The following is a 22,446-nucleotide window of genomic DNA, read 5'->3' as shown; positions in this document are numbered from 1 at the left end:
TCTTCCTCTGTTATTGCTCTCTTTGTTAAAGCGTTCTCAATATCGACGTGCATTTAGTGATGATGATTGTGACCTGATGAGTGACCGCCATAAGCACCGGACTCAGGTTCAAATGGTGCCATTTCGACAACCACGTTTCCGCCAAGTAACCTCACCATTTCATCAAGGACATGATCATGCTGATAGCGTACCCAACCGTCACCAACTTGAAGCGGCACGTGACGATTACCAAGGTGATAGCTCAATCGTGCCAAGAGGTGTGACGAGCTGGCGTACACTGTCGACACATTTTCTTCCGCCGCTACAACACGCACGCGAATCCCATCAGCGGAAATAAGCACATCCCCGCCACGCAGGGTCAGACCTCTAGGCAAAAACAACCCTGCTTCACTGCCATCATCAAGCGTTACCTTAATACGACTTTTGATTCGTGCTTCTATTCCTAAGTGCACCGTCGGAAGGTGTTCAGAATCTTCCGGTGCATTACTGACTTGTGTAAATTCGATCATCCAAGATCCTCAAGAAAAGTGACTGAAAACCTAACGCGTTAAAACAGAAAGTAACGCTGCGCCATTGGCAATACATCTGCAGGCTGACAAACCAAGAGCTGCCCATCAGCTCTCACTTCATAGGTCTGCGAATCAACCTCAATATTTGGCTGCCAGTCGTTTAATTTCATGTCGCTTTTGCGAATATTTCGGCAATTTTTGACCGCGCTGACACCGCTTTTTAAACCCAACATATCTGGCACGCCACTGTCGATAGATGCTTGAGACATAAACAGCAGCGAACTCTGCTGTGGCCCCGCGCCATACGCGCCAAACATAGGTCGATAATGCACTGGCTGTGGCGTTGGAATAGATCCATTGGGGTCGCCCATTGGCGCTGTCACAATCAAACCGCCTTTGATTACCAATGAAGGCTTAACACCAAAGAAAGCGGGCTTCCAAAGCACCAAGTCAGCCAATTTTCCTTCTTCTATCGAACCCACTTCGTGCGAGATACCGTGAGTAATGGCGGGGTTGATGGTGTATTTCGCGATATAGCGTTTAATGCGACAGTTATCGCTGTGGCTTGGGTCGCCTTCTAACGCGCCAAACTGCACTTTCATTTTGTGCGCGGTTTGCCACGTACGCAGTATTACTTCGCCGATTCGCCCCATGGCTTGGGAGTCTGACGAAATCATGGAAAACGCCCCCATGTCATGCAACATATCTTCTGCGGCAATGGTTTCACGACGAATACGTGACTCCGCAAAGGCGATGTCTTCGGCAATAGACGGCGATAAATGATGACACACCATCAGCATGTCGAGGTGTTCATCCACCGTGTTCACGGTATAAGGTCGCGTTGGGTTGGTAGAGGATGGCAGAACGTTCGGCAAACCTGCCGCTTTAATGATGTCCGGCGCATGACCGCCACCCGCACCTTCCGTATGGTAGGTATGGATAACGCGATCTCCAATCGCGCCGAGCGTTGCTTCCACAAAGCCACATTCGTTGAGCGTATCGGTATGAATGGCCACCTGTACGTCGGTCACTTCAGCAACACTCAAGCAGTTATCAATCGCCGCCGGCGTAGAACCCCAATCTTCGTGTAGCTTAAGACCGCACGCACCCGCAACGATTTGTTCATCAAGTGCATCAGGCAAACTCGCATTACCTTTGCCCAGCAAACCGAAGTTCATGGGAAATGCATCAAGCGATTCCAACATTCGATGAATGTTCCAAGGCCCTGGTGTACACGTGGTGGCATTGGTCCCTGTCGCTGGGCCTGTGCCTCCACCAATCATTGTTGTCACTCCAGAAGTGAGCGCCTCATCAATTTGCTGTGGGCAGATATAGTGAATATGTGTATCGATGCCTCCCGCAGTGACGATTTGCCCTTCACCAGCAATGACCTCTGTTCCTGGGCCGATGATAATATCGACATTGTCTTGCACATCAGGGTTACCCGCTTTGCCGATACCTGTAATCCGTCCGCCTTTTACCGCTAAATCGGCTTTTACAATGCCCCAATAATCCAACACAACAACATTGGTGATCACTAAGTCTGGCGTTTCAAAACTCGGTCGTTGGCTTTGTCCCATTCCATCACGAATAGTCTTACCGCCGCCAAACTTCACCTCATCGCCATATTCGGTATAGTCTTTCTCCACTTCCAACCAAAGATCCGTATCAGCCAATCGGACACAATCTCCCGTGGTTGGCCCAAACATCTCGGCATAGGCTTTGCGCGAAATACGTGCCATATCAATCGTCCTTCTTCGGGGTTCCGGTGCCATCTAATGGCCCCATCACTTTGCCTTGGAAACCATAAACGGTGCGAGATCCCGCGTAAGCAACCAATTCGACGGTTCTGCTTTGACCCGGCTCAAAACGAACAGCGGTGCCGGAAGGTATGTTTAAGCGAAATCCACGCGCAGTGATTCGGTCGAACACCAAAGCATCATTCACTTCGAAAAAGTGATAGTGCGACCCTACCTGAATCGGACGATCACCCGTATTCGCGACATCAATTGACACTTTCGTTTTACCCGCGTTAATTTCGATATCGCCGTCTTTGGTTCTCATTTCTCCGGGCACAATACCTGAATTTGAACCCGAAGAGCTTGAGAGACTGGTCTGAGACATAAGGGATTCCTCACACAATGGGGTCATGGACGGTGACCAATTTGGTCCCATCAGGAAACGTCGCTTCCACTTGCACGTCGTGGATCATGCTCGGCACACCGTCCATCACATCATCCACCGTCAAGATGGTGCGCCCAAAGTCCATTAACTCAGCAACGGTTTTTCCGTCCCGTGCACCTTCCATGATTGCCGCGCTAATTAGAGCGACTGACTCAGGGTAATTAAGCTTTAACCCCCGCTCTTTTCGTCTTTCTGCCACTAGTGCTGCGGTGAACAACAATAGCTTGTCCTTCTCTCTGGGTGTCAACTCCATGGTATTCACTCCTTACCGTGTCGCTGCTTCTATTGCACAACGACATCGTCGTTTTATGTTCGCCAAATTCTTGGAATATCAGGTATTTCTCCGGTCCAATGCAGTCGAACCTGTTGCCAGCACAAAGCCATGACGTTGAACAGAACGTCAGTTTTAAGCGCCAACGCACGCACAATCACCAAACCATCAACCTCTGTGATACCCAATTCAATCCCCGTCAGATTCGTCATGTCTGCGCGGGTCAATTTTTGCTCTTGTTGCTCACTCCACCAGAGCTTGAGCCTCTCCACGATGGCTTCCGCATCGCCGTGCACAATCAATGTGCCACATACCGAATGCCCTCTTAGCCCCGTTGCAGAAAAACGCATTTGCTCAGGATTCACACGAAGGCGTTCACAAAGAATCAATCGCTCATCGACATGCACTGTGGTTAACCCATCAATTTCGCCGTTTTCAAATGTGGTTTCTGTCGCGGGCTGTCCTAGTGTCCACACATCCCAGCCAATAAACTGAGCGCTAGCCGTTAGAGAGATCGCCGTGCGCGTGCGCAAACGCGCATTGGGAAAAGCGATATTTTCTAGTGGTAGCCATTCAAGTCTTGCGCTATCGGCAACCGTAAGGGTTTGTGTAAGCTGGCCAATACGACCATCCGACCGATAAAATCGCGTTGCACCAGGAGTGGTAATCAGTGCTTTCGAACCGACAGCGAGATCGACATGCACATCCAATGAATCACCGCCTACAACCCCGCCAGGCGGGTGCAAAAGATGGGTATGGCACACGCCGCCTTCTGGGTATAGCGAACGCTGAACCGCAAGAGGACCTTTATGGGTGCGATGCTTAAGCACGGTTTTATCGCCCCGCGCCACATAGCCAAGGGTTAGCTCAGCTTCCCAACTTCGGTATGGCATTTCATCCAAGGTGTGAATGGGCCAATCAATCACAGTTTGGGCCATGTGCGCTCCTCTACACCGTCAAATACTGTCGAATCAGGTCATCAGACAAATGACTCATCTCGCCACTCGCAACATCACGTCCCCGATCAAGTAGGCAAAATCGGTCACCAACCTTTCGTGCAAATGGGAGCTTTTGTTCAACCAAAATAACCGTTAGCCCCATCTCTTGATTGAGCTTGCAGATAATGTCACCTATCTCTTGAACAATGTTCGGTTGAATGCCTTCTGTCGGCTCATCAAGCAACAACAGTTTTGGGTCAATCACCAATGCACGTGCAATGGCTAACTGCTGTTGCTGTCCACCAGACAAATCACCGCCAAAACGCTTTTTCATTTCTGCCAAAACAGGGAACAACTCATAGATATATGGCGGTATTTTCCTGTCACTCTTGGGGCGGATCGGTAACCCTATTTCCAAGTTTTCTTCCACGGTCAATCGCGGAAAGATCTGCCGCCCTTGAGGCACATACCCCACGCCCAAGCGCGGGCGCATTTCTGCGCGATGTTTAACGAGATCCTCTTCTTCCAGTATCATCTCGCCACTATCAACAGCCAGTAATCCCATAATGCTTTCAAGCAGCGTCGTTTTGCCGACACCGTTTCTCCCCATCACCACAGTGCATTTCCCTTTTGGCGCGTTTAGGGACAAATCCCAAAGCGTTTGGCTTTCCCCGTATCGCTGATTTAATCCATTTACACTCAGCATGGCGTTTCCTGTCTTATATCCATATGCGCTCGCTGCGCGTTCAAAGTGTTATTGCCTCAAGTTCAATGTGCTATTGCCCCAAGTAGACTTCGCGAACCCGCGGATCATCTTGGATCTCTTTCATCTTGCCTTCAGCCAATACATGTCCTTGATGCAATACGGTCACGGTAGACGCGATACTTCTGACGAAGTCCATGTCATGCTCCACCACCATGATCGAATGGTTGCCCGCCAGTGATAGCAAAAGCTCCGAGGTTCTATCCATCTCTTGGTGAGTCATTCCAGCAACAGGCTCATCCACCAGCAACAGTCGCGGCTTTTGCATCAATAACATGCCAATTTCTAGCCATTGCTTCTGGCCGTGTGACAACCTTCCTGCTTGCATTCTGTAGTGCGTTTCTAAGCCTATAAGCTCCAATACACGCATGATGTCGCATTTTTGCTCACTCGATAGAACTGCCCGAAACAGTGCCCAAGTGTCTTTCTTTCCAGACATGGAAAGCTCAAGATTCTCCCAAACCGACAGCGCTTCAAATACCGTCGGTTTTTGAAATTTCCGCCCGATCCCTGCGTTCGCAATTTGCGCTTCATCCATGTTGAGAAGATTGAGTTGCTGCCCTAACCATACTTCACCCGTATCGGGCCGTGTCTTACCCGTGATGATGTCCATCATGGTGGTTTTACCCGCCCCATTTGGGCCGATAATGCAGCGCAATTCGCCTTCCTTGATGTAGAGGTTTAAATCGTTAATCGCTTTGAACCCATCAAAGGAAACAGACACACCTTCGACATAAAGCAACATGCCGCTTTTTACATCGACCTTGGGGTTGAATGGTGGTTTCAAAAAGCTGAACACCTGGTCACGACGCGTGAGATCAGCAAAGAACTCTGCGCTTCCCGTTTGTTCTGGTAGATGTTCCGCTTGGTAACGAACACCTTCATTCCACAGTGCTTTCGACATCATGAATTTGTCTCCTGTTTCCGCAAGAATCCGCTCACCCCATTTGGCAAATACAAGGTAGCCAGCACAAACAATGCACCCAACGCGAATAACCAAACTTCGGGGAATTCCACGGTGAACCAACTCTTGGCATAGTTAACAAGGAGTGCACCAATAATCGCGCCATATAGCGTCGCCCTGCCGCCAAGCGCCACCCACACCACCACTTCAATCGAATTCAACGGCGCAAACTCGCCAGGGTTAATAATACCAACCTGTGGGACATACAATGCTCCAGCAACGCCTGCAATGGCGGCAGATAACACGAATAACCAAAGCTTGCTTTTCTCCACCGTGTATCCCACGAAACGGGTACGCGATTCCGCGTCTCGAATCGCGATAGTCAGCGATCCTAATCGGCTAACCACGATTGCACGACACAACAGGTAAGCCAGCATCAATGCGATGACTGTGGCTACAAATAAGGACACACGCGTGACATCACTTTGAAGGCTAAAGCCGAGAATATCTTTGAAATCGGTCAGGCCATTGTTTCCACCAAACCCCATTTCATTGCGAAAAAAAGCGAGCATCAGCGCAAAGGTCATGGCTTGGGTCATGATCGACAAATATACGCCTGATACGCGTGAGCGAAATGCCAACCACCCAAACACAAACGCCAACGCACCGGGTATTACCACGGCCATAATGCAGGCGAACCAAAATTGGTCAAAACCCATCCAAAACCAAGGTAATTCCTGCCAATTGAGAAAAACCATAAAGTCGGGAATTTCCGGGTTGCCGTACACACCGCGGTCGCCAATCTGACGCATCAGATACATGCCCATGGCGTAACCACCCAATCCAAAGAAAGCGGCATGACCCAAACTCAATATGCCAAGGTAGCCCCACATCAGATCGACCGCCAAAGCAAGAATGGCAAAGCTAAGGTATTTACCCAGTAACGAAACGGTGTACGTTTCTAAATGAAAAGGGCTGCTTTCTGGCACCCATAAATTCAATACGGGCACCAAAACCACCGTCAGGCTCAGCAACGCCATTAACGTGACGCTTGGTGCATCGAAGAGCGGCTTGTAAACGCTAGTAATCGTTAGTGATTGGCTTTCTGTTTGTTGGTTTTCAGACAATTTTTTTTCCATGATGCGTTAATCCTCCGCCATACGGCCGCGCTGAGGAAAGAGTCCTTTCGGGCGTTTTTGAATAAACAAGATGATAAAAACCAGCACTAGAATTTTGGCGAGCACTGCTCCAGCCCAAGGCTCTAAAATTTTGTTAAACACACCGAGGCTTAAACCCGCTGCGAGTGTCCCCCATAGGTTTCCAACGCCGCCAAAAACCACCACCATGAAAGAGTCAATGATGTAAGCCTGCCCCATATTTGGGCCAACATTGGTTAATTGCGACAACGCAACACCCGCTACGCCAGCGATACCAGACCCTAAACCAAAGGTCGCCATATCCACCCATTCCGAGCGCACTCCCATGGCACGTGCCATAGGACGGTTTTGCGATACCGCGCGAACCTGCAGGCCAAGAGACGTGCGCTTGAGAACAAACAGCAACGCAAAGAACACCATTAAGCAGAAGATAATGATGTACATGCGACTGGTGGTGAGTTGTAGCATGGGGGTGACTTCAATCATGCCACTCATGAATTCTGGCGTACTAACAGAGCGGTTTAGCGGAGAGAAAATTGAACGTACTGCCTGCTGCAAAATGAGGCTGATACCGAAGGTGGCTAGCAAGGTTTCAAGTGGTCGTCCGTATAGGTGGCGGATCACTGAGCGCTCAATCGCCACCCCCACTAAACCCGATACGATAAAAGCTGCTGGGATTGAGAGAATTAAGGCGATGCCCGTATATTCGGGTAGGAGTAGTTGCATGACATACGTGGTATAAGCACCGATCATGATCAGCTCGCCGTGGGCCATGTTAATCACACCCATCACACCAAAGGTGATCGCAAGGCCAATCCCCGCCAATACCAATACTGACCCCAAACTCAGTCCAAAGTAGAGTGTCTGGGCGATGTCTACGACCCGCTGCGTTTCTTCATAGTTGGCTATCGCACTATCAAAAGCACGCTGAATAGTTTCCGGCGTGGCATCCGTCGTCTGTGCTTTTTCTGCTTTTAGCGCTTCATAAGCTTCGGCGAGTCCCGATGTTTCAAGTTGATCAATTGCGGATAACCGCGTTTCTACAGAGGTCTGCTCATCAAGCTGAGTGATGGCTACTGCGGCTGCCAGATAGGATTTGGTGACAGCGTCACTTTCAGTGACTAACAATTCAGAGATGACGGGAACGAGATCATTATCAACTTGCCCAAGCAAACGTTTTGCGCCAGCACGTTTGGCATCCAAGTCAACACTGGTTAGCGCTAACGTTGCCAGTGCTGTTTTAATTTGAGTGCGCATGCGGTTGTTCAATGTTACAGCGCGATATTGACGTTTTTTCTTAACCGTGATCGTGTCCCCTGAGCCAAGGTTGGTCAACACACTGCCCTTTTTCAAAGGAGGTTTCGCTAAGAACCACATTGATTTGTCTTTCTTGTGATAGACCACTTGCTTGTCCATCAACCCATTCAACAATGTCGTTGTTACGGGGAGATCAGAAGCAACAAGTTGCTTCACACCGGCTTCTTTGTCGGAAAAGGATTTGCTGGTGAGTAGCACTTCGATTTCTTCCATCGTCATCTCTGACGGTGAAGCGTCTGCCGAAACACTAAAAGACGTTATGAACACAACTAAAAGAGCACTCAAAAACCGACAGACGTTATTCCATCGTCTTGCCTGTTTACACATAAACGCGTTCCTTTGAAAAAGTCCTGCCAGTGCGGGAGAGTGTGGAAACAAAACCGCAAGGCAGGCAAATACAAGGCGTACAAGTTGTCGGGCGATGTCCGTATCCACCCGCCATCTTGTTTTCTAATCGATTATTCAGCTACACCTGAACATTGTCCTGTTTCGACATTGAAGCTGCCGCAAGACATTGGCTTCAGCCAACTTGCGAACAAGTCTTTAGACCCAGTGAGAAAATCAGACCATGCGTCACCAGCGACCACATCAGGGGTTTCCCATACGGTGACAAACTGACCATCATCTTGGATTTCGCCAATCAGCACAGGTTTAGTGATGTGGTGGTTTGGCATCATGGTGGCATAGCCGCCAGAGAGGTTCGGCACGGTGACACCGATAATTGATTCTTGAACCGCCTCAGAATCAGTCGTTCCCGCTTTTTCGACGGCCTTCGCCCACATGTTGAAGCCCAAGTAGGTGGCTTCCATTGGGTCGTTAGTCACGCGCTCATCATCTTTGATGTAGGCATGCCACTTTTCGACAAACTCATCATTCTGATCCGTTTCCACACTCATGAAATAATTCCATGCAGCAAGGTGACCAACCAAGGCCGAAGTATCCATACCAGAGAGTTCTTCTTCACCCACTGAGAACGCAACAACAGGAATGTCTTCTGCTTCTACACCTTGTGCTGATAGTTCTTTGTAAAAGGGCACATTGGCATCACCGTTAATGGTGGATACCACTGCGGTTTTCTTGCCTTGAGAACCGAACTTTTTAACGTCAGATACAATCGACTGCCAATCGGAATGGCCAAATGGGGTGTAGTTGATCATGATGTCTTCTTTCTCGACACCTTGGTCAATCAGGTAGGCTTCGAGGATTTTGTTGGTTGTGCGAGGGTAAACATAGTCTGTGCCCGCTAAAACCCAACGTTCAACATCCAGTTCATCTTTCAGATAATCAACGGCTGGGATCGCCTGTTGATTGGGTGCCGCGCCAGTGTAGAAAACGTTCTTCGACGACTCTTCACCCTCATACTGAACGGGGTAAAACAGCAAACTATTGAGCTCTTCAAACACAGGAAGTACAGATTTGCGAGAAACAGATGTCCAGCAGCCAAAAACTACATCGACGTCTTCTTTCTCGATTAACTCTCTGGCCTTCTCTGCAAACAAAGGCCAATTAGATGCAGGGTCAACCACTACGGCTTCGAGTTTCTTACCAAGCAGGCCACCATTTTTGTTCTGCTCGTCAATCATCATCAGTACGGTGTCTTTCAATGTGGTTTCACTGATTGCCATCGTCCCTGACAACGAATGAAGCACACCCACCTTGATCGTGTCTTCCGCCGCCACAGCCTGTAACGACAGTCCACCCAGTGCAATCGCACTTACCCAATTTAATGCAACCTTATTTCCTTTCATTGCAACAGCTCCTTAATGAGTACCTGTGAAGCAAGAGAGCAAAAGGCTTGCCAATCAAGTGACTTGACTCGAAGAAATATCGTAACGGCATGAAATAGCAGCACAGTTTCACCGAACGATATACCCTTCCTCCCGTCAGAGTGAAATTGCGATGCTTATATTTGGTGCAGAACAACCAGTTCTGCGCACCGTCATTGAACGTGCACAAATACAGTGCGACATACGTTAACCGTGCGGATTGAAACTATTCGGACTAGGCTTTCGTATTGGTACTGAAATCCTTAATTGAATAAGGGGGCCAGCATGCGTGTACTGAATCGACTTAGCGTTTTATTGCTGCTGCTAGCGTCATCACCAAGCGTCTCGTACCCTTTTTACGGGCTTATCGAGCCCCATAGGACGTTGATTTTCTTTGCCCCAAGTTTTGACGATAAAGTACGCGCCTTCGAACGCCTCATGCTCGTACATAGTTGCCAAATCGATGATCGCGACCTTCACCCTGTCATTCTCAACATGCAGGATCTGTCTGACTCACAAGGGCTCTTTTCTTCGCAAGAAATCCTCAAGCTCGGCCAAAAATATGCCGTGGACACCAATGAACACATTGCGGTGTTAATTGGTAAAGATGGCACTGAGAAATTTCGCTGGCGGCAAACCGTGAATATCAACGAATTGGTTGACGTGATTGATGAGATGCCAATGAGAAAGGCGGAATTGAAACTTAGGGGAAACCGCTGCAGCATTTAGGTTTTACCAACTTGACTCATCTCGAAGTTCTTTAAGAAACACAAATGAATACTATTGCATAGCATTGTGCGATCTAAACCGTTCGCTTAGCGTAGTAACACGCCTAAGCATGCAATCAGTGCATGTGAGATGACTCTATATGGCGACATTTGAGGAGACAAAATGCCCAAGTACCAGTTTTTCTGTAAGCCTGATTCCAACCGCAAAGAATTCACTTATGCCGACATGGGTTCAGAGACATTTTTAGCCGAGAAGAATCAACTCATCGACCTCGGCTTTGAAGTCGAAGATGATGTGATCTATGCAGAAACCACTGAAGAAGCCGTGCAGAAATTCAAATCAAACTTCCTTGCGCCACTCGAAGACTATGCCAATTCAACGCCGAGCGGTGGTGCAGCGACGTTCGTCTTTGAGTTATACAAATCTGCATTTGGTAAGAATAAACAGTCCTAACTTACACTGTTAAAAAGTATTGCGGAGTAAAGCTAGCACTGCGAAGCTAACAAGCTGATCGTTATTTCATAGAAACAAGTGCCCCAATACACAAACACATGCGTGGCTGGAAAGCCCAATATTCAGTTCACGCATCTTCCTACTTTTCCTAATCACTATGTGAAATCTTCTTAATCATGTAGTTGTCACAGCGATTGAATGCAGCAAAAGATTGAAGTTCATCTTCAAACGCTGGCATAAACGCTTCACTTCGCCTCACCGATGGCTCTAAGTAAAGATGATTAACAACTAGCATCGATTTCGTTTTGTCCGCCTTACAGTCTGCTCGCGCCACCAACTCTCCATTCCAAAGAATGGGCAACGAAAAGTATCCAAATTTCCTTTTGGGCTCCGGCACATAACATTCGATGAGGTAGTCAAAATCAAAAAGTACACTTGCTCGTTTTCTTTGAATCACTAAGCTATCGAAGGGGGAAAGGATTTTTGCTTGTTTACGATTGAGCCGCCGACTAAGCAATGATAACGAGGCGGTTGCAGCAAAGTATGGTGACCCATCAATCTTAATTTTCTGAATACTCCCTTCATCACACAGTTCATTAAGTGTTGAGGCCACCAAGGTCTTCACGCCTTTTAACAGATACGTCATTTCTTGCACTGTCCCAACCCCATGCGCATTGAGATAATTGAGCACCAAATAGCGACCGTATTCTTGCTCTGAAGGCGGTGTCATATTGATTTTCTCAGGCAGAACCCGTTCAGTGAGATCATACACCTTGTGAAAACTCTCTCGCCTCGGCACCATGAGTTCACCTTGCATATAGAGGTTCTCTAACGCTTGTTTCGCAGGTTTTGTACCCCACCCTTGGCGTTTTCGACTTGGGGAGTCGAAATCTTTCGCCATTAAAGGGCCTTCATCTTCAATTCGCTTGAGAATAGCGTCCATCATAGTGTGATCTTTCGAATACCAGTGCTTATGTTCACCGGATTTGATCGCCGCTTTACGCGGAAGTGTGAATCGAAAATCTTTCATTGGAAGGAATGACGCAGCATGAGCCCAATATTCGAACACCTTTTTGCGCGCTAACAATTGAGGAATATGATTAAAACAATAGTCTGCATTTCGGCTCCACAACACATGATGATGAGCGCGCTGAACCACTGAAATCGTATCAATCTGCACGTAGCCTAATCGCTCTATAACAGACAGCGTCTTATCACAGTCACTGAGACGGGTTTTACTCGGCGAGAAACCTTGCGAAAGCAAGATGAGCTTCCTTGCTTCCGCTTTTGTTATTGATTGCATAGCACTTATCTGGAGGGGAATTTATCTTACTACCCACCGTACAGGATGTTGGTACCGCAACTCTACCATTCATTAACAATACTGCCGGTTTACCCGTCAGTTCACTCTTGCTATTCCGATAGCAGTGCATCCGTTTTCGCGGCACAGATAAAGTCGTTTTTGTGCAATCCTTTGATTTTGTGCGTCCACCAAGTCACAGTACAACGCCCCCATTCAAGCAAAATGGCTGGGTGATGGCCTTCTTGTTCAGCGAGTTCAGCAACAAGGTTCGAAAACGCCCACGCTTGCTTAAACGTTCTGAATGTAAACACGCGTTGAAGTTGGTCAATACCATCAACGTTCATGACGGTCCACTCTGGAATGCTCGGCATCAAGGATGTCGCTTCCGTTTCAGTCACGGCGGGCGCATCTGCGCGGCATGCTTCACATTGTAATTCTGATAATTCAGCCATTAAACTTACTCTCCTTTTAAGACTGTCTTTTAGGCGATTTTTTCTGGATAACAAGGTGGATGAAGCCCCAATGACATGGCGCGATGTACACAAGTCATTAGGTCTAGGTGTTGAAGATCGTATAAGTCATCTAGCGAATCTAAATGGAAGTACACAGGTTGAAGAATATCGATTCGATAAGGCGTTCGCATCACATCAATAACATCCAGCTTCTTCCGCAAAGGTGCGTCACTGCTGTAGGCGAATTCCGTTTCCGCTGGCGATGATAAGATCCCTCCGCCATATAGCGATCTATCGCCCGATGATTCAATCAATCCAAACTCAACAGTAAACCAATATAGACGCGCCAGATAAACGCGCTCAGCTTTTGTCGCATTAACACCCAATTGCCCATACAGCTGCGTGAAATCCGCAAAGGCTTTGTGAGTTAACATGGCACAGTGGCCAAATATTTCGTGGAAGTAGTCAGGTTCTTTCAGGTAATCAAGATCCGAAGCCGACCTTAGAAACGTGGCGACAGGAAAACGTTTTGATGCCAACAACGCGAAGAATCGGTCAAAGTTAATTAAGGCAGGAACAGGCTCTAGTTGCCAACCCGAGGTTTTCTTAAGCACTCGGTTAACGTCAACCAATTGAGGGACATGATTTTCGGCAAGGTTTAACATGGCGAGCCCTTCTAAATACTCTTCGCACGCCTTACCCTCGATGCACGCCAACTGCCGTGTGATCAGATGATGCCATATTTCGTTTTCTTCCATGCTCCACGCAATCTTTCCATTCGTATTTAATGGCTTCGATTCGTAGTGACCCTGTTTCATCATGACAAGCTCTCGATTACGTTCCTCTTAAAACGATAGTCTCTCCCTTCTTAAACTGGCACCAGATACACTGGGTTACGGTATGAAAGAATGTAAAAATAAATTTACGCGACACTTTTACAGTCGCATTAATATGCAAACCGCTGTCTATAAAATTTGTCACTAGAACAATCCTCATGTGCTGTTGTTGCGACAGACTACTGGCACAGATCACATAAATAGTTTGGTCTCAATAAGCATTTATTCTCTACAACCCCCGTTTGCCGTACTATTCGGTCAATCAACAGGAACAAACTCCCAGCGTGCGGTAAGAGGAGAAACAAGTCGTGGATAACCACTTAAGAACCAGAGGTTCATTCGAACAATGCTTGAGCACCAATGAAAACGGTGAACTTATAGCGTTGTATGATGATTTGGTACTCACAAGTGTCTATCAACCTATATTTCGCGCTGATGGTTCCACTGTAGGCTTTGAAGCATTGGTTCGTGCAAATACGGTAAACGATGAACCTATTTGCCCTGCTCATTTGTTTCGAGAGCTGGACATCGACCACCCACACTATCGCTCCCAAATAGATATCGACAGACTAGCCCGCGTTATCCATCTGCGGAATTTTGCGCCCTATGCAGGAGAACACGCCATATTTCTCAATATGCTCCCTTCCTCTGCGGTAGTCGCAATTGCAAAGTTTTCAAGCCAAAACCTCATGGTAAAACGTCTTGCTGAACTTGGTATTCCTCGGCAGCACGTCGTTTTAGAAGTTGTCGAGCATCTTCATGAAGATGTTCAGGCACTGGCGGTCGCATCTGCTCACTCTGTCCAAAATGGATTCCGCATTGCTATCGACGATTATGGTGTAAGTGGTTCACAAGAAACTCGTGTGCGCTCACTGAAACCCAGCATCCTAAAAATTGACCGTTCGCTTCTGCAAACCTACATGCAAGGAGAGACTCAACCTCTGCTAGATGGTATTGCTTTGGCAAAAGAGGTCTACGCGGAAGTTTTGGTCGAAGGGATTGAAAATGAAGCAGAATACGCCGCGATGAAAATGCTAGCTGTTGATTACTTTCAAGGATTCCATTTGGGTATGCCTCAACGCCTCTCAGATTATTTTCAACCTTCAAAGAAATCAGCGGTCACCACAGTCGCCCTCAGCTGATCGTTACCACTAGTAGATAATTACCTCTAGAAGATAGTTACCTCTGGCAGATCATTACCCTAAGTTGATAGGTACCCTCAATCGAGGGTTTTAATACAAGAATGGTTATATCTTGTTCGTTCGTTTTCTAATCCTCACAACCTTTTCCGTTGTCATCCGTAAAGTGCTAAAATCCCCGCCATATTAACGCCCAAGAGACGTCTATCAGTCACTTAAGTCATTTGACGCGGCGATAACACCGATTTATTAAGGCAATCATTTTTATGATTAACAACTCTATTCAGTGGTTCCCTGGCCACATGCACAAAGCACGTAAAGAGATTGAAGAAGTCGTTCCTAAAATCGACGTCATCATTGAAGTTCTCGATGCACGCATTCCGTTCAGTAGTGAAAACCCGCTGATTCGACGCATTCGTAAAGACAAGCCCGTCATCAAAGTCTTGAATAAGCGTGATTTGGCAGACCCTGAAATGACCGCCATCTGGCTCGAGCACCTCGAGAAAGAGCAAGGCGTGAAAGCGATGGCAATCACCACGGACAACGTAGGTGAAGTCAATAAAATCATGGATCTTTGTCGAAAGTTAGCACCTCATCGTGAAGACATGGGAAAAAGTATTCGAACCATGATCATGGGTATTCCGAATGTCGGCAAATCCACCATTATTAATACGCTAGCGGGCCGAGTTATCGCAAAAACTGGTAACCAACCTGCGGTCACTCGTCAGCAGCAACGCATTAACCTGCAAAATGGTGTGATACTTTCAGATACGCCGGGGATTTTATGGCCGAAAGTAGAAAACCCACACAGTGGTTTTCGTTTAGCTGCGACAGGTGCGGTAAAAGACACGGCAATGGAATACGATGAAGTCGCATTTTACACTGTTGAGTACCTTGCAAAAGCTTACCCTCAGCTACTGAAGAACCGTTACAACATCGAAGACTTACCAGATAGTGAAGTCGAGTTGATGGAAGCCATTGGCGAAAAGCGCGGTTGTTTACGAGCAGGTGGAAGAATTGACCTCCATAAAGCATCTGAAATTCTGATCAATGATCTCCGTAATGGCACGCTCGGTTTGATCACTCTTGAACACCCAGACATGATTGATAAAGAATTGGTCGAAGTAGAAGAAGCCGCTACGCTAAAAGCAGAGCAGAAAGCTAAAGTCAAAGAAGAACGCCGTAAGCGTTATTTGAAGAACAAACGCTAATTGCTGACGCCCTCGTACGCGAGGGCGATTGCACACCCCGCAAGATCATCGTCAAACCTCTCACCTTGTCATCGGTTATTCGCCGTAAAACACCGTTATCCATTGTCGTCACGTCTCATTCCTACCCCACTTTACGTATAAAAGCTGTTCTATTCTGAGTTCAAACAAGAAATTACCCGATCAGATGACAGGACGACCTATGAACGAGCTTGCTTCAATTGCACAAATTGGTGTGCTAACTGACCCAACAACTCACGCAGAATTTTTAACCTTTGTGCTGAAAGACCAATGGCTTAATGTTGATGAAGTAGGTGATGCTTTATCTCAACTTCCGGGAATTGAAAAGTCCATCCGACAAAAAGATGCCACCGCAAATGTATCTGTCACCATCGGATTTTCAGCCAATGCTTGGCCACTGCTGTTTCCTGACCTTCCCTTACCCACAGAACTTCATGTGTTTCCAGAAATGAAAGATGGACCAAGACATTTCCCTTCGACAGCCGGTGACATTTTCTTGATGGTGAAATCTGAACGCAAAGATCTTAATTTTCAAATCGCCAAATACACAGCAAAAGCCATCTCTGGCATCGCCGATTTGTCCGAAGATATTCAAGGCTATAAGTACCTTGATAATCGAGACATGATTGATTTTGTAGACGGGACTGAAAATCCGATTGATGAAGAACGTGTCGAGTCCGTTCTGATTGATGATGAAAACGATACCTATCTCGGTGGGAGCTATTTGGTGGTTCAACGTTACATTGACCGACAATCTTTATGGGATGACCAATCTACCGAGCACCAAGAAAAAGTGGTTGGTCGTACTAAAATGGATGACATTGAACTGAGTGACAATGAGAAACCTGCATGGGCACACAACAACAAAAGCAAAGTTGAAGTCGATGGCGAGGAAGTGAAAATGTTTCGACAGAATCGCCCCTATGGGAATGCCATTGAGCACGGCACTATGTTTGTGGGCTTTGCGAAAACCCCCACTATCATCGAAACGTCATTGACCCAAATGATCAATGCTGATGTAAACGGTGACTACGATCGCTTACTTGATTTTGTAGAAGCCAAAACAGGATCAAGTTACTTTGTTCCATCCCAGTCATTCATCGACGCACGTTTTGACGATTAACGAATACATGCAGTATCCACGTCTGCAAGAAGAAACGAAAAAGGCTGACAATATGTCAGCCTTTTAAATCACTATCGCGCAATTTGAACATGCAATTACATCACACACTCTTTCGCAGCTTTTGCTTTCTCAACGCCTTTATCAATAATAGATAACGCGTCTTCGCTACCAATGGAAGAAAGTACGGTATTTAGCAGTTTCTCTGCAGTGCTTTCTGAGGTTGCATCAACCAAACAACTGTATGCATTAGCGACTTGCTCTCTCACTTCAACAAGGGCTTGTGGGTCCGCAAAATCTGCATTCACCACTTCCTCAACGGACATCGCCAGCGCTTTCGCAGAATCAGCTGCATCACCAAATTGATCTAGGTTTAATTCGCCTAGATCTACGGATTCAATTTTCTGCTGAAGGCCATCTACCGCCTTGTTCGCTGCTTCTTGAGCCTGATCAATTGCCTTCGTCGCGTCTTCACAACCAGTCAACGTAAAAAGAAGCATCATGGCTGCTAGGGATTTTTTCATCATATTTGACCTCGAAAAGGCTATTCTTGTTCGCGAATCTTAATTCAATACCTGATGGCAAGGAACTGGAATAGCGTAACGAGGTATTATCTGTTGGTTTGTTAACCACAAATAGAACAAATAAATATCACATTAACTCTGTGAGGCTTCGCTGACACATTTTCCTTTCACGTCGGTCAACGCCCATACACACACATCTTCATCAGTCAGCCTTTCAATCTTAGCGACAGAGAGTTGATAATTATTAGCATGGGACAAGAAACTAGGAAGGTAAGAAGCGATGGTTTCATTGCATGATAAATATAATCGTTTTTTCGTTTCTACCGCGATGTCCACAAGCTTAAGAAGATCTAACGGCTTCAATAGATGCGCATCGTCTACCGTAATGAATGCGCAATCACGGGCGATGATTTGATTCCATTCTTCCTCTGTAATACTAGTATCTCCACCACAATAGGCGATCTTAGCCTTGGAAACATCAATGAGAAAAGAAAGTCCTTCGTATTGCTCACACAAGAACCTCGTTTTATCAGTTCGGTTTGGGCCTACGATAAGGCTAATGTCGTGAAGTTTAAGTTGATGGCCTACCTTGTACCAGAGCATGCTTTCCCTATATGCAACTATGCGTGAATAATAAAAAGGTATCGTAGTTGTGCTTATCGTTCATGTCTATTTATATGAACTTTTTTCTACCGAAAGACAGACCTCACCACCGAGATACGTTCATTTCACTTATGAAGCAACACAATCCCGTGTTACTACCACACTCTAGCGTTTGATACCAACCGACAAGCAACATAATAAATATATATTTTTCAATGAATTAAAATATATACAAATAGAATGACCTAGCTCAAATTCTAGTAACACACATCTCATACCAGACGTGCCAATTGATTTAGATCAAAGAGGGGCTCACTCGAAAAGTGCTAAAAAACTAGGCATGGGCAAGATGAGCGATAGGGTCGCTCACCTGTGTCTAACTAATAATTATTAACGTGAGTACCACGGAGAAACGAAATGACAAGTGCATTTTACATCCCTACAGTTAACCTAATGGGCGCAGGTTGCCTTACCGACGCTGCTGATGCGATTCAATCTCATGGTTTCAAGAACGGCTTAGTTGTAACCGACAAAATATTGAATGAAATTGGTGTCGTCGAAAAGGTCACCGCTTTACTTGCAGAACGTGGCGTAATGACTGCCATTTTTGATGGCACTCAACCAAACCCAACCATTGGGAACGTTGAGGCGGGTCTTGCAATACTAGAAGCGCATAACTGTGATTTTGTTATTTCACTAGGTGGTGGTTCGCCACATGATTGTGCGAAAGGTATCGCATTGGTGGCTGCAAATGGTGGGAAAATTGGCGACTATGAAGGTGTTGACCAATCGGCTAAAGCGCAACTTCCGCTAATTGCTATCAATACCACAGCCGGTACAGCGTCTGAAATGACCCGTTTCTGTATCATTACCGATGAAGAGCGACACATCAAAATGGCGATCGTGGATAAAAACACCACGCCATTGATTTCGGTGAATGACCCAGAACTCATGCTGGCTAAACCAAAATCTCTGACAGCAGCAACCGGTATGGATGCCTTAACGCACGCCGTTGAAGCTTACGTCTCAATTGCAGCTTCACCCATTACTGACGCTGTAGCAATTAAGGCAATTGAACTGATTCAAGCGCACCTGCGAACAGCAGTGAATGACGGACAAAACTTAGAAGCACGTGAGCAAATGGCTTACGCCCAATTCATGGCTGGCATGGCATTCAACAATGCTTCTTTGGGTTACGTCCATGCAATGGCTCACCAGCTCGGCGGGTTCTACGACTTACCACACGGCGTGTGCAATGCAGTCCTTCTGCCACACGTTCAAAAATATAACGTGCAGGTATCAGCAAGCCGTTTACGTGATGTCGCTAAAGCAATGGGTGTTAACGTTGACAACTTATCCGCAGAACAAGGCGCTGAAGCTGCGATAGAAGCGATTCAAGTTCTGTCTAAGGACGTAGGTATTCCTGCAGGATTAGAAGCATTGGGCGTCAAAGCAGATGACTTCCCTGTACTGGCAGAAAATGCGCTAAAAGATGCTTGTGGTTTTACTAACCCTAAACAGGCAACCCACGAAGAAATCTGTGAGATTTTCCGTAGCGCAATGTAATACCAATTGGATTAAGTAGGTGGTCATAAATTTGCGCCGGGAAAATCGTCAAGAGCAAGGAAGATATTGCAGTAAGTAGTTATTCTACCTACAAAATATCTGACGCCGCTATTGTCGATTTTAACCAGCAAGAATGACCGAATATTTAATCAGATTGGTATAATACTCATTAGTGGTGTATTCCATGAACTAAAAAGGGCAGCGTTTATCGCTGCCCTTTCGTTATTATCATTTCAGCGGTTAATTACGACTGAAATTCTTCACCCGCCGCCGCAACGAATGCCATTTCAACCAAGTACTCTGGATCGGCAAGTTCCACTTTCACACACGCACGGCTTGGTGCTGTACCCGCTTCAAACCAGGCATCCCAAACTTCATTGAGCGCTGGAAGGTTTACAAAATCGGTGATGTAGATGGTCACAGACAAGATGCGCGTCTTATCGCTTCCAACTGAAGCCAACATTTCTTCTGCTTGCTGCAGTACCTGCTCGGTTTGGCCTTTGATATCGGCACTTAAATCACTTTCTGGCACTTCAACAAAGTGTGCAATGCCATTGAACACGGTAACATCTGACCAACGCTGGGTCGGGTTAATACGTTGAATTTTCATGATTCTCTATCTACGTAGTCTATTGAATGTAAGGAAAAACAAAGCCAGCACAATGCTGGCTTAATCAAAAACAGTATGTCGGTCTATCTATTTGGAGACGGCAACCAAAGCATCCGCTAAGTAATCAATACGTGATTCAGTCAAACCCGCAACATTGATTCGGCTATCACCAACCGCATAGATACCAAAGTCTTCTCTCAATTGGATCATCTGATCTGGCGACATCGCCAACATTGAGAACATGCCTTTGTGCTCTTTGATGAAGTCAAAGCGGTTATCGCCAGTGCGAGTAGCAAGCGCTGCGCTCAAACCTTCCCTTAGAGATACAATTCGATTACGCATGCTATCTAACTCTTCACGCCACTTCTTAGTGAGTACATCGCTAGTTAAAATGGTTTCAACAATCGCTGCACCATGATCTGGTGGCATGGTGTAGGTCGAGCGAGCCAACTGCAGAATACGGCCTTTGGCATTAGTCGCTTCTTTTGCATTTTTGCCTATAACAATTGCCGCGCCAGTGCGCTCGCGATACAGGCCAAAGTTCTTTGAACAAGATGTCGCAATCAGCATCTCTTCTACAGAATCAGCCAAAAGACGAAGTCCATAACCGTCTTCTTCTAACCCTTCACCAAAACCTTGGTAAGCAATATCAACAAAAGGGGTAAAACCGTTCTTCTGCGCCAATTCATTGATGGCTTGCCAATGCTCCGCACGAATATCCGCACCCGTTGGGTTGTGGCAACAACCGTGCAGAAGCACGACATCATCTGGGCCCGCAGCGCTGAGCGCTTCCAACATAGCTTCAGGATTAACCTGTTTTGTAACAGCATCAAAATACGGGTAAAACTTAACGTGTAAGCCCGCAGCTTCCATCACCGGTTTATGGTTCACATAACTCGGGTCAGTGATCCACACCGTTGTAACAGGCTTTGCGAGATACATAAGATCGCCCAGCATACGAAGCGCACCGCTCGCACCTGGTGTTTGAACCGTTGCACAACGAGAATACCCGTCAGTCCCCTTTAGAAGGAGGTCTGTCATAACTTGATTAAACGTTTCGTTGCCGGCAAGTCCCACATAGCTTTTTGTGGTCTGAGAATCGGCCAGTTGCTGCTGTGCAGTTTTAACTGCCTGCATAATAGGCGTGTTACCTTGGCTGTCTTTATATACGCCGATGCCAAGGTCCATTTTATCCGCACGAGTATCTCCGCGAAATGCAATGGAAAGAGACAAAATGGGGTCTTGTTGCGCCGGAGAAAGCAGATCTAACATGGAATAACATCCTTATTTAACGGCAATAATTACGTACCTTACCCAAAGACAGACATGGTGAAAACAAAAAAACGCGATGATAGGCCATGCCCTTGTCATTATTGGTTTACGGCGGTTTACGGTTTAGGTTGAACGTATTTTCGACTCACATCTACGAGCGCGGTATTTTTTAAATATGTTCGCCCAAGGAGCACGGGGAAATTGAGGTGTTGACGATCGCGCAGTGTAAATTCTGTCTCCATGGTGACGTCGCCAATCGTGATCGGCATACTCACGACATATCGACGCTCATAGCCTTCAGAACTGGATTGAATAATTTTTACTGTTCGTACTACTGCCCTTTCAATCAGCGCACTTTGACCTTGCTGATGAGCTAAACGAAACTTCACCCATTTTTTTCCATCACGCTCGAATGGTTCAATATCAACCGCACTGATTGATGATGTTGTCGCACCCGTATCAACACGAGCCTTAGCAACAACCCCAAGATCGTCGATTCTAACCCACTCCTTTTCACCCATTATCATTTTGCCATTTGGCGCATGTTCAAAAACAGGAGACACGATCTCCGTTTCTGCATGACACAAAGGAAGAAAAACAAGACCAAAGAGCAAGGCGGCAATTTGATACTTCAAGGCTGCACTCCTTAAAAAATGAACAAAAAGTGATGTACCCGAATGATAATTTCGATTGATACCTTCACGAAGGTGAAGACGACGCTTTACGGTACGTGAATCATACCTATCGCTCAACAAAAAACGCCGCTAAGCGGCGTTTTTTGTTGATAGTAAACGTGATCGA

At 46.6% G+C, this 22,446-nt stretch carries 24 protein-coding genes; 6 read left to right on the top strand and 18 right to left on the bottom strand.

What is annotated here, in order from left to right:
* Positions 1–53 precede the first annotated feature (53 nt).
* The 10 genes from ureE to urtA all read right to left on the bottom strand — a co-directional run bounded on the left by ureE (position 54) and on the right by urtA (position 9,791).
* Positions 54–509 (bottom strand): urease accessory protein UreE, encoded by a 456-nt coding sequence (gene ureE, locus L4D06_RS06030; RefSeq protein ID WP_274163049.1) that lies wholly within the window; start codon positions 507–509, stop codon positions 54–56.
* Positions 510–547: 38 nt separating this feature from the next.
* A complete protein-coding gene (gene ureC, locus L4D06_RS06025) occupies positions 548–2,251 on the bottom strand; it encodes an urease subunit alpha (RefSeq protein WP_274163048.1) in 1,704 nt (567 codons plus the stop codon).
* A 1-nt stretch (position 2,252) separates the two neighbouring features.
* Positions 2,253–2,633, bottom strand: coding sequence for an urease subunit beta (locus tag L4D06_RS06020; protein ID WP_429738224.1), 381 nt, complete (start codon positions 2,631–2,633; stop codon positions 2,253–2,255).
* 10 nt (positions 2,634–2,643) lie between these two features.
* Complete coding sequence (gene ureA / locus L4D06_RS06015) at positions 2,644–2,946, bottom strand: urease subunit gamma (RefSeq protein ID WP_274163046.1); 303 nt, start codon at positions 2,944–2,946, stop codon at positions 2,644–2,646.
* A 53-nt stretch (positions 2,947–2,999) separates the two neighbouring features.
* Positions 3,000–3,902, bottom strand: coding sequence for an urease accessory protein UreD (locus L4D06_RS06010; RefSeq protein ID WP_429738222.1), 903 nt, complete (start codon positions 3,900–3,902; stop codon positions 3,000–3,002).
* A 10-nt stretch (positions 3,903–3,912) separates the two neighbouring features.
* Complete coding sequence (gene urtE, locus L4D06_RS06005) at positions 3,913–4,608, bottom strand: urea ABC transporter ATP-binding subunit UrtE (protein ID WP_274163044.1); 696 nt, start codon at positions 4,606–4,608, stop codon at positions 3,913–3,915.
* 70 nt (positions 4,609–4,678) lie between these two features.
* On the bottom strand, positions 4,679–5,572 hold the full coding sequence (urtD, locus tag L4D06_RS06000; RefSeq protein WP_274163043.1) for an urea ABC transporter ATP-binding protein UrtD: 894 nt from the start codon (positions 5,570–5,572) through the stop codon (positions 4,679–4,681).
* Entirely contained in the window at positions 5,569–6,609 is a 1,041-nt protein-coding gene (urtC, locus tag L4D06_RS05995; RefSeq protein ID WP_429738278.1) for an urea ABC transporter permease subunit UrtC, read from the bottom strand. Before urtC ends, urtD begins: the two co-directional genes overlap by 4 nt.
* Positions 6,610–6,714: 105 nt before the next feature.
* On the bottom strand, positions 6,715–8,370 hold the full coding sequence (gene urtB / locus L4D06_RS05990; RefSeq protein WP_429738220.1) for an urea ABC transporter permease subunit UrtB: 1,656 nt from the start codon (positions 8,368–8,370) through the stop codon (positions 6,715–6,717).
* A gap of 131 nt (positions 8,371–8,501) precedes the next feature.
* Positions 8,502–9,791, bottom strand: coding sequence for an urea ABC transporter substrate-binding protein (urtA, locus tag L4D06_RS05985; RefSeq protein WP_429738218.1), 1,290 nt, complete (start codon positions 9,789–9,791; stop codon positions 8,502–8,504).
* Positions 9,792–10,094: 303 nt separating this feature from the next.
* On the opposite strand from urtA, the gene L4D06_RS05980 reads away from it, so the two are divergent.
* A complete protein-coding gene (locus tag L4D06_RS05980; RefSeq protein ID WP_274163040.1) occupies positions 10,095–10,538 on the top strand; it encodes a DUF4174 domain-containing protein in 444 nt (147 codons plus the stop codon).
* A gap of 162 nt (positions 10,539–10,700) precedes the next feature.
* A complete protein-coding gene (locus L4D06_RS05975) occupies positions 10,701–10,991 on the top strand; it encodes a hypothetical protein (protein ID WP_274163039.1) in 291 nt (96 codons plus the stop codon).
* 148 nt (positions 10,992–11,139) lie between these two features.
* On the opposite strand, the gene L4D06_RS05970 is transcribed toward L4D06_RS05975, so the two are convergent.
* The 3 genes from L4D06_RS05970 to phhA form a co-directional block, all read right to left on the bottom strand.
* Positions 11,140–12,294 carry a winged helix-turn-helix domain-containing protein gene (locus L4D06_RS05970; protein WP_429738215.1) on the bottom strand — a complete coding sequence of 385 codons (1,155 nt, stop codon included), beginning with the start codon at positions 12,292–12,294 and terminating at the stop codon, positions 11,140–11,142.
* 110 nt (positions 12,295–12,404) lie between these two features.
* Entirely contained in the window at positions 12,405–12,746 is a 342-nt protein-coding gene (locus L4D06_RS05965; RefSeq protein ID WP_274163037.1) for a 4a-hydroxytetrahydrobiopterin dehydratase, read from the bottom strand.
* A 29-nt stretch (positions 12,747–12,775) separates the two neighbouring features.
* Positions 12,776–13,564, bottom strand: coding sequence for a phenylalanine 4-monooxygenase (gene phhA, locus L4D06_RS05960; protein WP_429738276.1), 789 nt, complete (start codon positions 13,562–13,564; stop codon positions 12,776–12,778).
* A gap of 326 nt (positions 13,565–13,890) precedes the next feature.
* Here phhA and L4D06_RS05955 point away from each other — a divergent pair, with 326 nt between their 5' ends.
* The 3 genes from L4D06_RS05955 (at position 13,891) to L4D06_RS05945 (ending at position 17,073) form a co-directional block, all read left to right on the top strand.
* Positions 13,891–14,724, top strand: coding sequence for an EAL domain-containing protein (locus tag L4D06_RS05955; RefSeq protein ID WP_429738213.1), 834 nt, complete (start codon positions 13,891–13,893; stop codon positions 14,722–14,724).
* 263 nt (positions 14,725–14,987) lie between these two features.
* Positions 14,988–15,932 (top strand): ribosome biogenesis GTPase YlqF, encoded by a 945-nt coding sequence (gene ylqF, locus L4D06_RS05950; RefSeq protein ID WP_274163034.1) that lies wholly within the window; start codon positions 14,988–14,990, stop codon positions 15,930–15,932.
* 199 nt (positions 15,933–16,131) lie between these two features.
* Positions 16,132–17,073 (top strand): Dyp-type peroxidase, encoded by a 942-nt coding sequence (locus tag L4D06_RS05945; RefSeq protein ID WP_429738211.1) that lies wholly within the window; start codon positions 16,132–16,134, stop codon positions 17,071–17,073.
* Positions 17,074–17,168: 95 nt separating this feature from the next.
* Here L4D06_RS05945 and L4D06_RS05940 read toward each other — a convergent pair whose 3' ends face one another.
* Together L4D06_RS05940 and L4D06_RS05935 are read right to left on the bottom strand one after the other, a co-directional pair.
* Positions 17,169–17,594, bottom strand: coding sequence for a hypothetical protein (locus L4D06_RS05940; protein ID WP_274163032.1), 426 nt, complete (start codon positions 17,592–17,594; stop codon positions 17,169–17,171).
* Between the two features lie 132 nt (positions 17,595–17,726).
* Positions 17,727–18,197 carry a hypothetical protein gene (locus L4D06_RS05935; protein WP_429738209.1) on the bottom strand — a complete coding sequence of 157 codons (471 nt, stop codon included), beginning with the start codon at positions 18,195–18,197 and terminating at the stop codon, positions 17,727–17,729.
* A gap of 417 nt (positions 18,198–18,614) precedes the next feature.
* Between L4D06_RS05935 and yiaY the strand changes: the two genes are divergently transcribed.
* On the top strand, positions 18,615–19,763 hold the full coding sequence (gene yiaY / locus L4D06_RS05930; protein ID WP_429738207.1) for an L-threonine dehydrogenase: 1,149 nt from the start codon (positions 18,615–18,617) through the stop codon (positions 19,761–19,763).
* Positions 19,764–20,007: 244 nt separating this feature from the next.
* Here yiaY and L4D06_RS05925 read toward each other — a convergent pair whose 3' ends face one another.
* From L4D06_RS05925 to L4D06_RS05915, 3 genes are all read right to left on the bottom strand, one after another.
* Positions 20,008–20,373, bottom strand: a complete 366-nt coding sequence (locus L4D06_RS05925) for a RidA family protein (RefSeq protein ID WP_429738205.1) — start codon at positions 20,371–20,373, stop codon at positions 20,008–20,010.
* Positions 20,374–20,460: 87 nt separating this feature from the next.
* Positions 20,461–21,645, bottom strand: a complete 1,185-nt coding sequence (locus L4D06_RS05920; RefSeq protein WP_429738203.1) for an amino acid aminotransferase — start codon at positions 21,643–21,645, stop codon at positions 20,461–20,463.
* A gap of 116 nt (positions 21,646–21,761) precedes the next feature.
* Positions 21,762–22,280: an ATP-dependent zinc protease family protein gene (locus tag L4D06_RS05915; protein WP_429738201.1), complete on the bottom strand. Its 519-nt coding sequence runs from the start codon at positions 22,278–22,280 to the stop codon at positions 21,762–21,764.
* Between the last annotated feature and the right edge of the window lie 166 nt (positions 22,281–22,446).

The sequence above is a fragment of the Enterovibrio makurazakiensis genome (assembly GCF_050336585.1).
Classification (GTDB): domain Bacteria; phylum Pseudomonadota; class Gammaproteobacteria; order Enterobacterales; family Vibrionaceae; genus Enterovibrio; species Enterovibrio gelatinilyticus.
Note: the sequence above shows the minus strand (reverse complement) of the source record. Positions and strands in the feature narration are given on the sequence as shown.

What these genes read in the sequence shown, in the direction of transcription:
- ureE (WP_274163049.1), bottom strand. Translation starts at nt 509, where the DNA reads ATGATCGAATTTACACAAGTCAGTAATGCACCGGAAGATTCTGAACAC.
- ureC (WP_274163048.1), bottom strand. Translation starts at nt 2,251, where the DNA reads ATGGCACGTATTTCGCGCAAAGCCTATGCCGAGATGTTTGGGCCAACC.
- L4D06_RS06020 (WP_429738224.1), bottom strand. Translation starts at nt 2,633, where the DNA reads ATGTCTCAGACCAGTCTCTCAAGCTCTTCGGGTTCAAATTCAGGTATT.
- ureA (WP_274163046.1), bottom strand. Translation starts at nt 2,946, where the DNA reads ATGGAGTTGACACCCAGAGAGAAGGACAAGCTATTGTTGTTCACCGCA.
- L4D06_RS06010 (WP_429738222.1), bottom strand. Translation starts at nt 3,902, where the DNA reads ATGGCCCAAACTGTGATTGATTGGCCCATTCACACCTTGGATGAAATG.
- urtE (WP_274163044.1), bottom strand. Translation starts at nt 4,608, where the DNA reads ATGCTGAGTGTAAATGGATTAAATCAGCGATACGGGGAAAGCCAAACG.
- urtD (WP_274163043.1), bottom strand. Translation starts at nt 5,572, where the DNA reads ATGATGTCGAAAGCACTGTGGAATGAAGGTGTTCGTTACCAAGCGGAA.
- urtC (WP_429738278.1), bottom strand. Translation starts at nt 6,609, where the DNA reads ATGGCGTTGCTGAGCCTGACGGTGGTTTTGGTGCCCGTATTGAATTTA.
- urtB (WP_429738220.1), bottom strand. Translation starts at nt 8,370, where the DNA reads ATGTGTAAACAGGCAAGACGATGGAATAACGTCTGTCGGTTTTTGAGT.
- urtA (WP_429738218.1), bottom strand. Translation starts at nt 9,791, where the DNA reads ATGAAAGGAAATAAGGTTGCATTAAATTGGGTAAGTGCGATTGCACTG.
- L4D06_RS05980 (WP_274163040.1), top strand. Translation starts at nt 10,095, where the DNA reads ATGCGTGTACTGAATCGACTTAGCGTTTTATTGCTGCTGCTAGCGTCA.
- L4D06_RS05975 (WP_274163039.1), top strand. Translation starts at nt 10,701, where the DNA reads ATGCCCAAGTACCAGTTTTTCTGTAAGCCTGATTCCAACCGCAAAGAA.
- L4D06_RS05970 (WP_429738215.1), bottom strand. Translation starts at nt 12,294, where the DNA reads ATGCAATCAATAACAAAAGCGGAAGCAAGGAAGCTCATCTTGCTTTCG.
- L4D06_RS05965 (WP_274163037.1), bottom strand. Translation starts at nt 12,746, where the DNA reads ATGGCTGAATTATCAGAATTACAATGTGAAGCATGCCGCGCAGATGCG.
- phhA (WP_429738276.1), bottom strand. Translation starts at nt 13,564, where the DNA reads ATGAAACAGGGTCACTACGAATCGAAGCCATTAAATACGAATGGAAAG.
- ylqF (WP_274163034.1), top strand. Translation starts at nt 14,988, where the DNA reads ATGATTAACAACTCTATTCAGTGGTTCCCTGGCCACATGCACAAAGCA.
- L4D06_RS05945 (WP_429738211.1), top strand. Translation starts at nt 16,132, where the DNA reads ATGAACGAGCTTGCTTCAATTGCACAAATTGGTGTGCTAACTGACCCA.
- L4D06_RS05940 (WP_274163032.1), bottom strand. Translation starts at nt 17,594, where the DNA reads ATGAAAAAATCCCTAGCAGCCATGATGCTTCTTTTTACGTTGACTGGT.
- L4D06_RS05935 (WP_429738209.1), bottom strand. Translation starts at nt 18,197, where the DNA reads ATGCTCTGGTACAAGGTAGGCCATCAACTTAAACTTCACGACATTAGC.
- yiaY (WP_429738207.1), top strand. Translation starts at nt 18,615, where the DNA reads ATGACAAGTGCATTTTACATCCCTACAGTTAACCTAATGGGCGCAGGT.
- L4D06_RS05925 (WP_429738205.1), bottom strand. Translation starts at nt 20,373, where the DNA reads ATGAAAATTCAACGTATTAACCCGACCCAGCGTTGGTCAGATGTTACC.
- L4D06_RS05920 (WP_429738203.1), bottom strand. Translation starts at nt 21,645, where the DNA reads ATGTTAGATCTGCTTTCTCCGGCGCAACAAGACCCCATTTTGTCTCTT.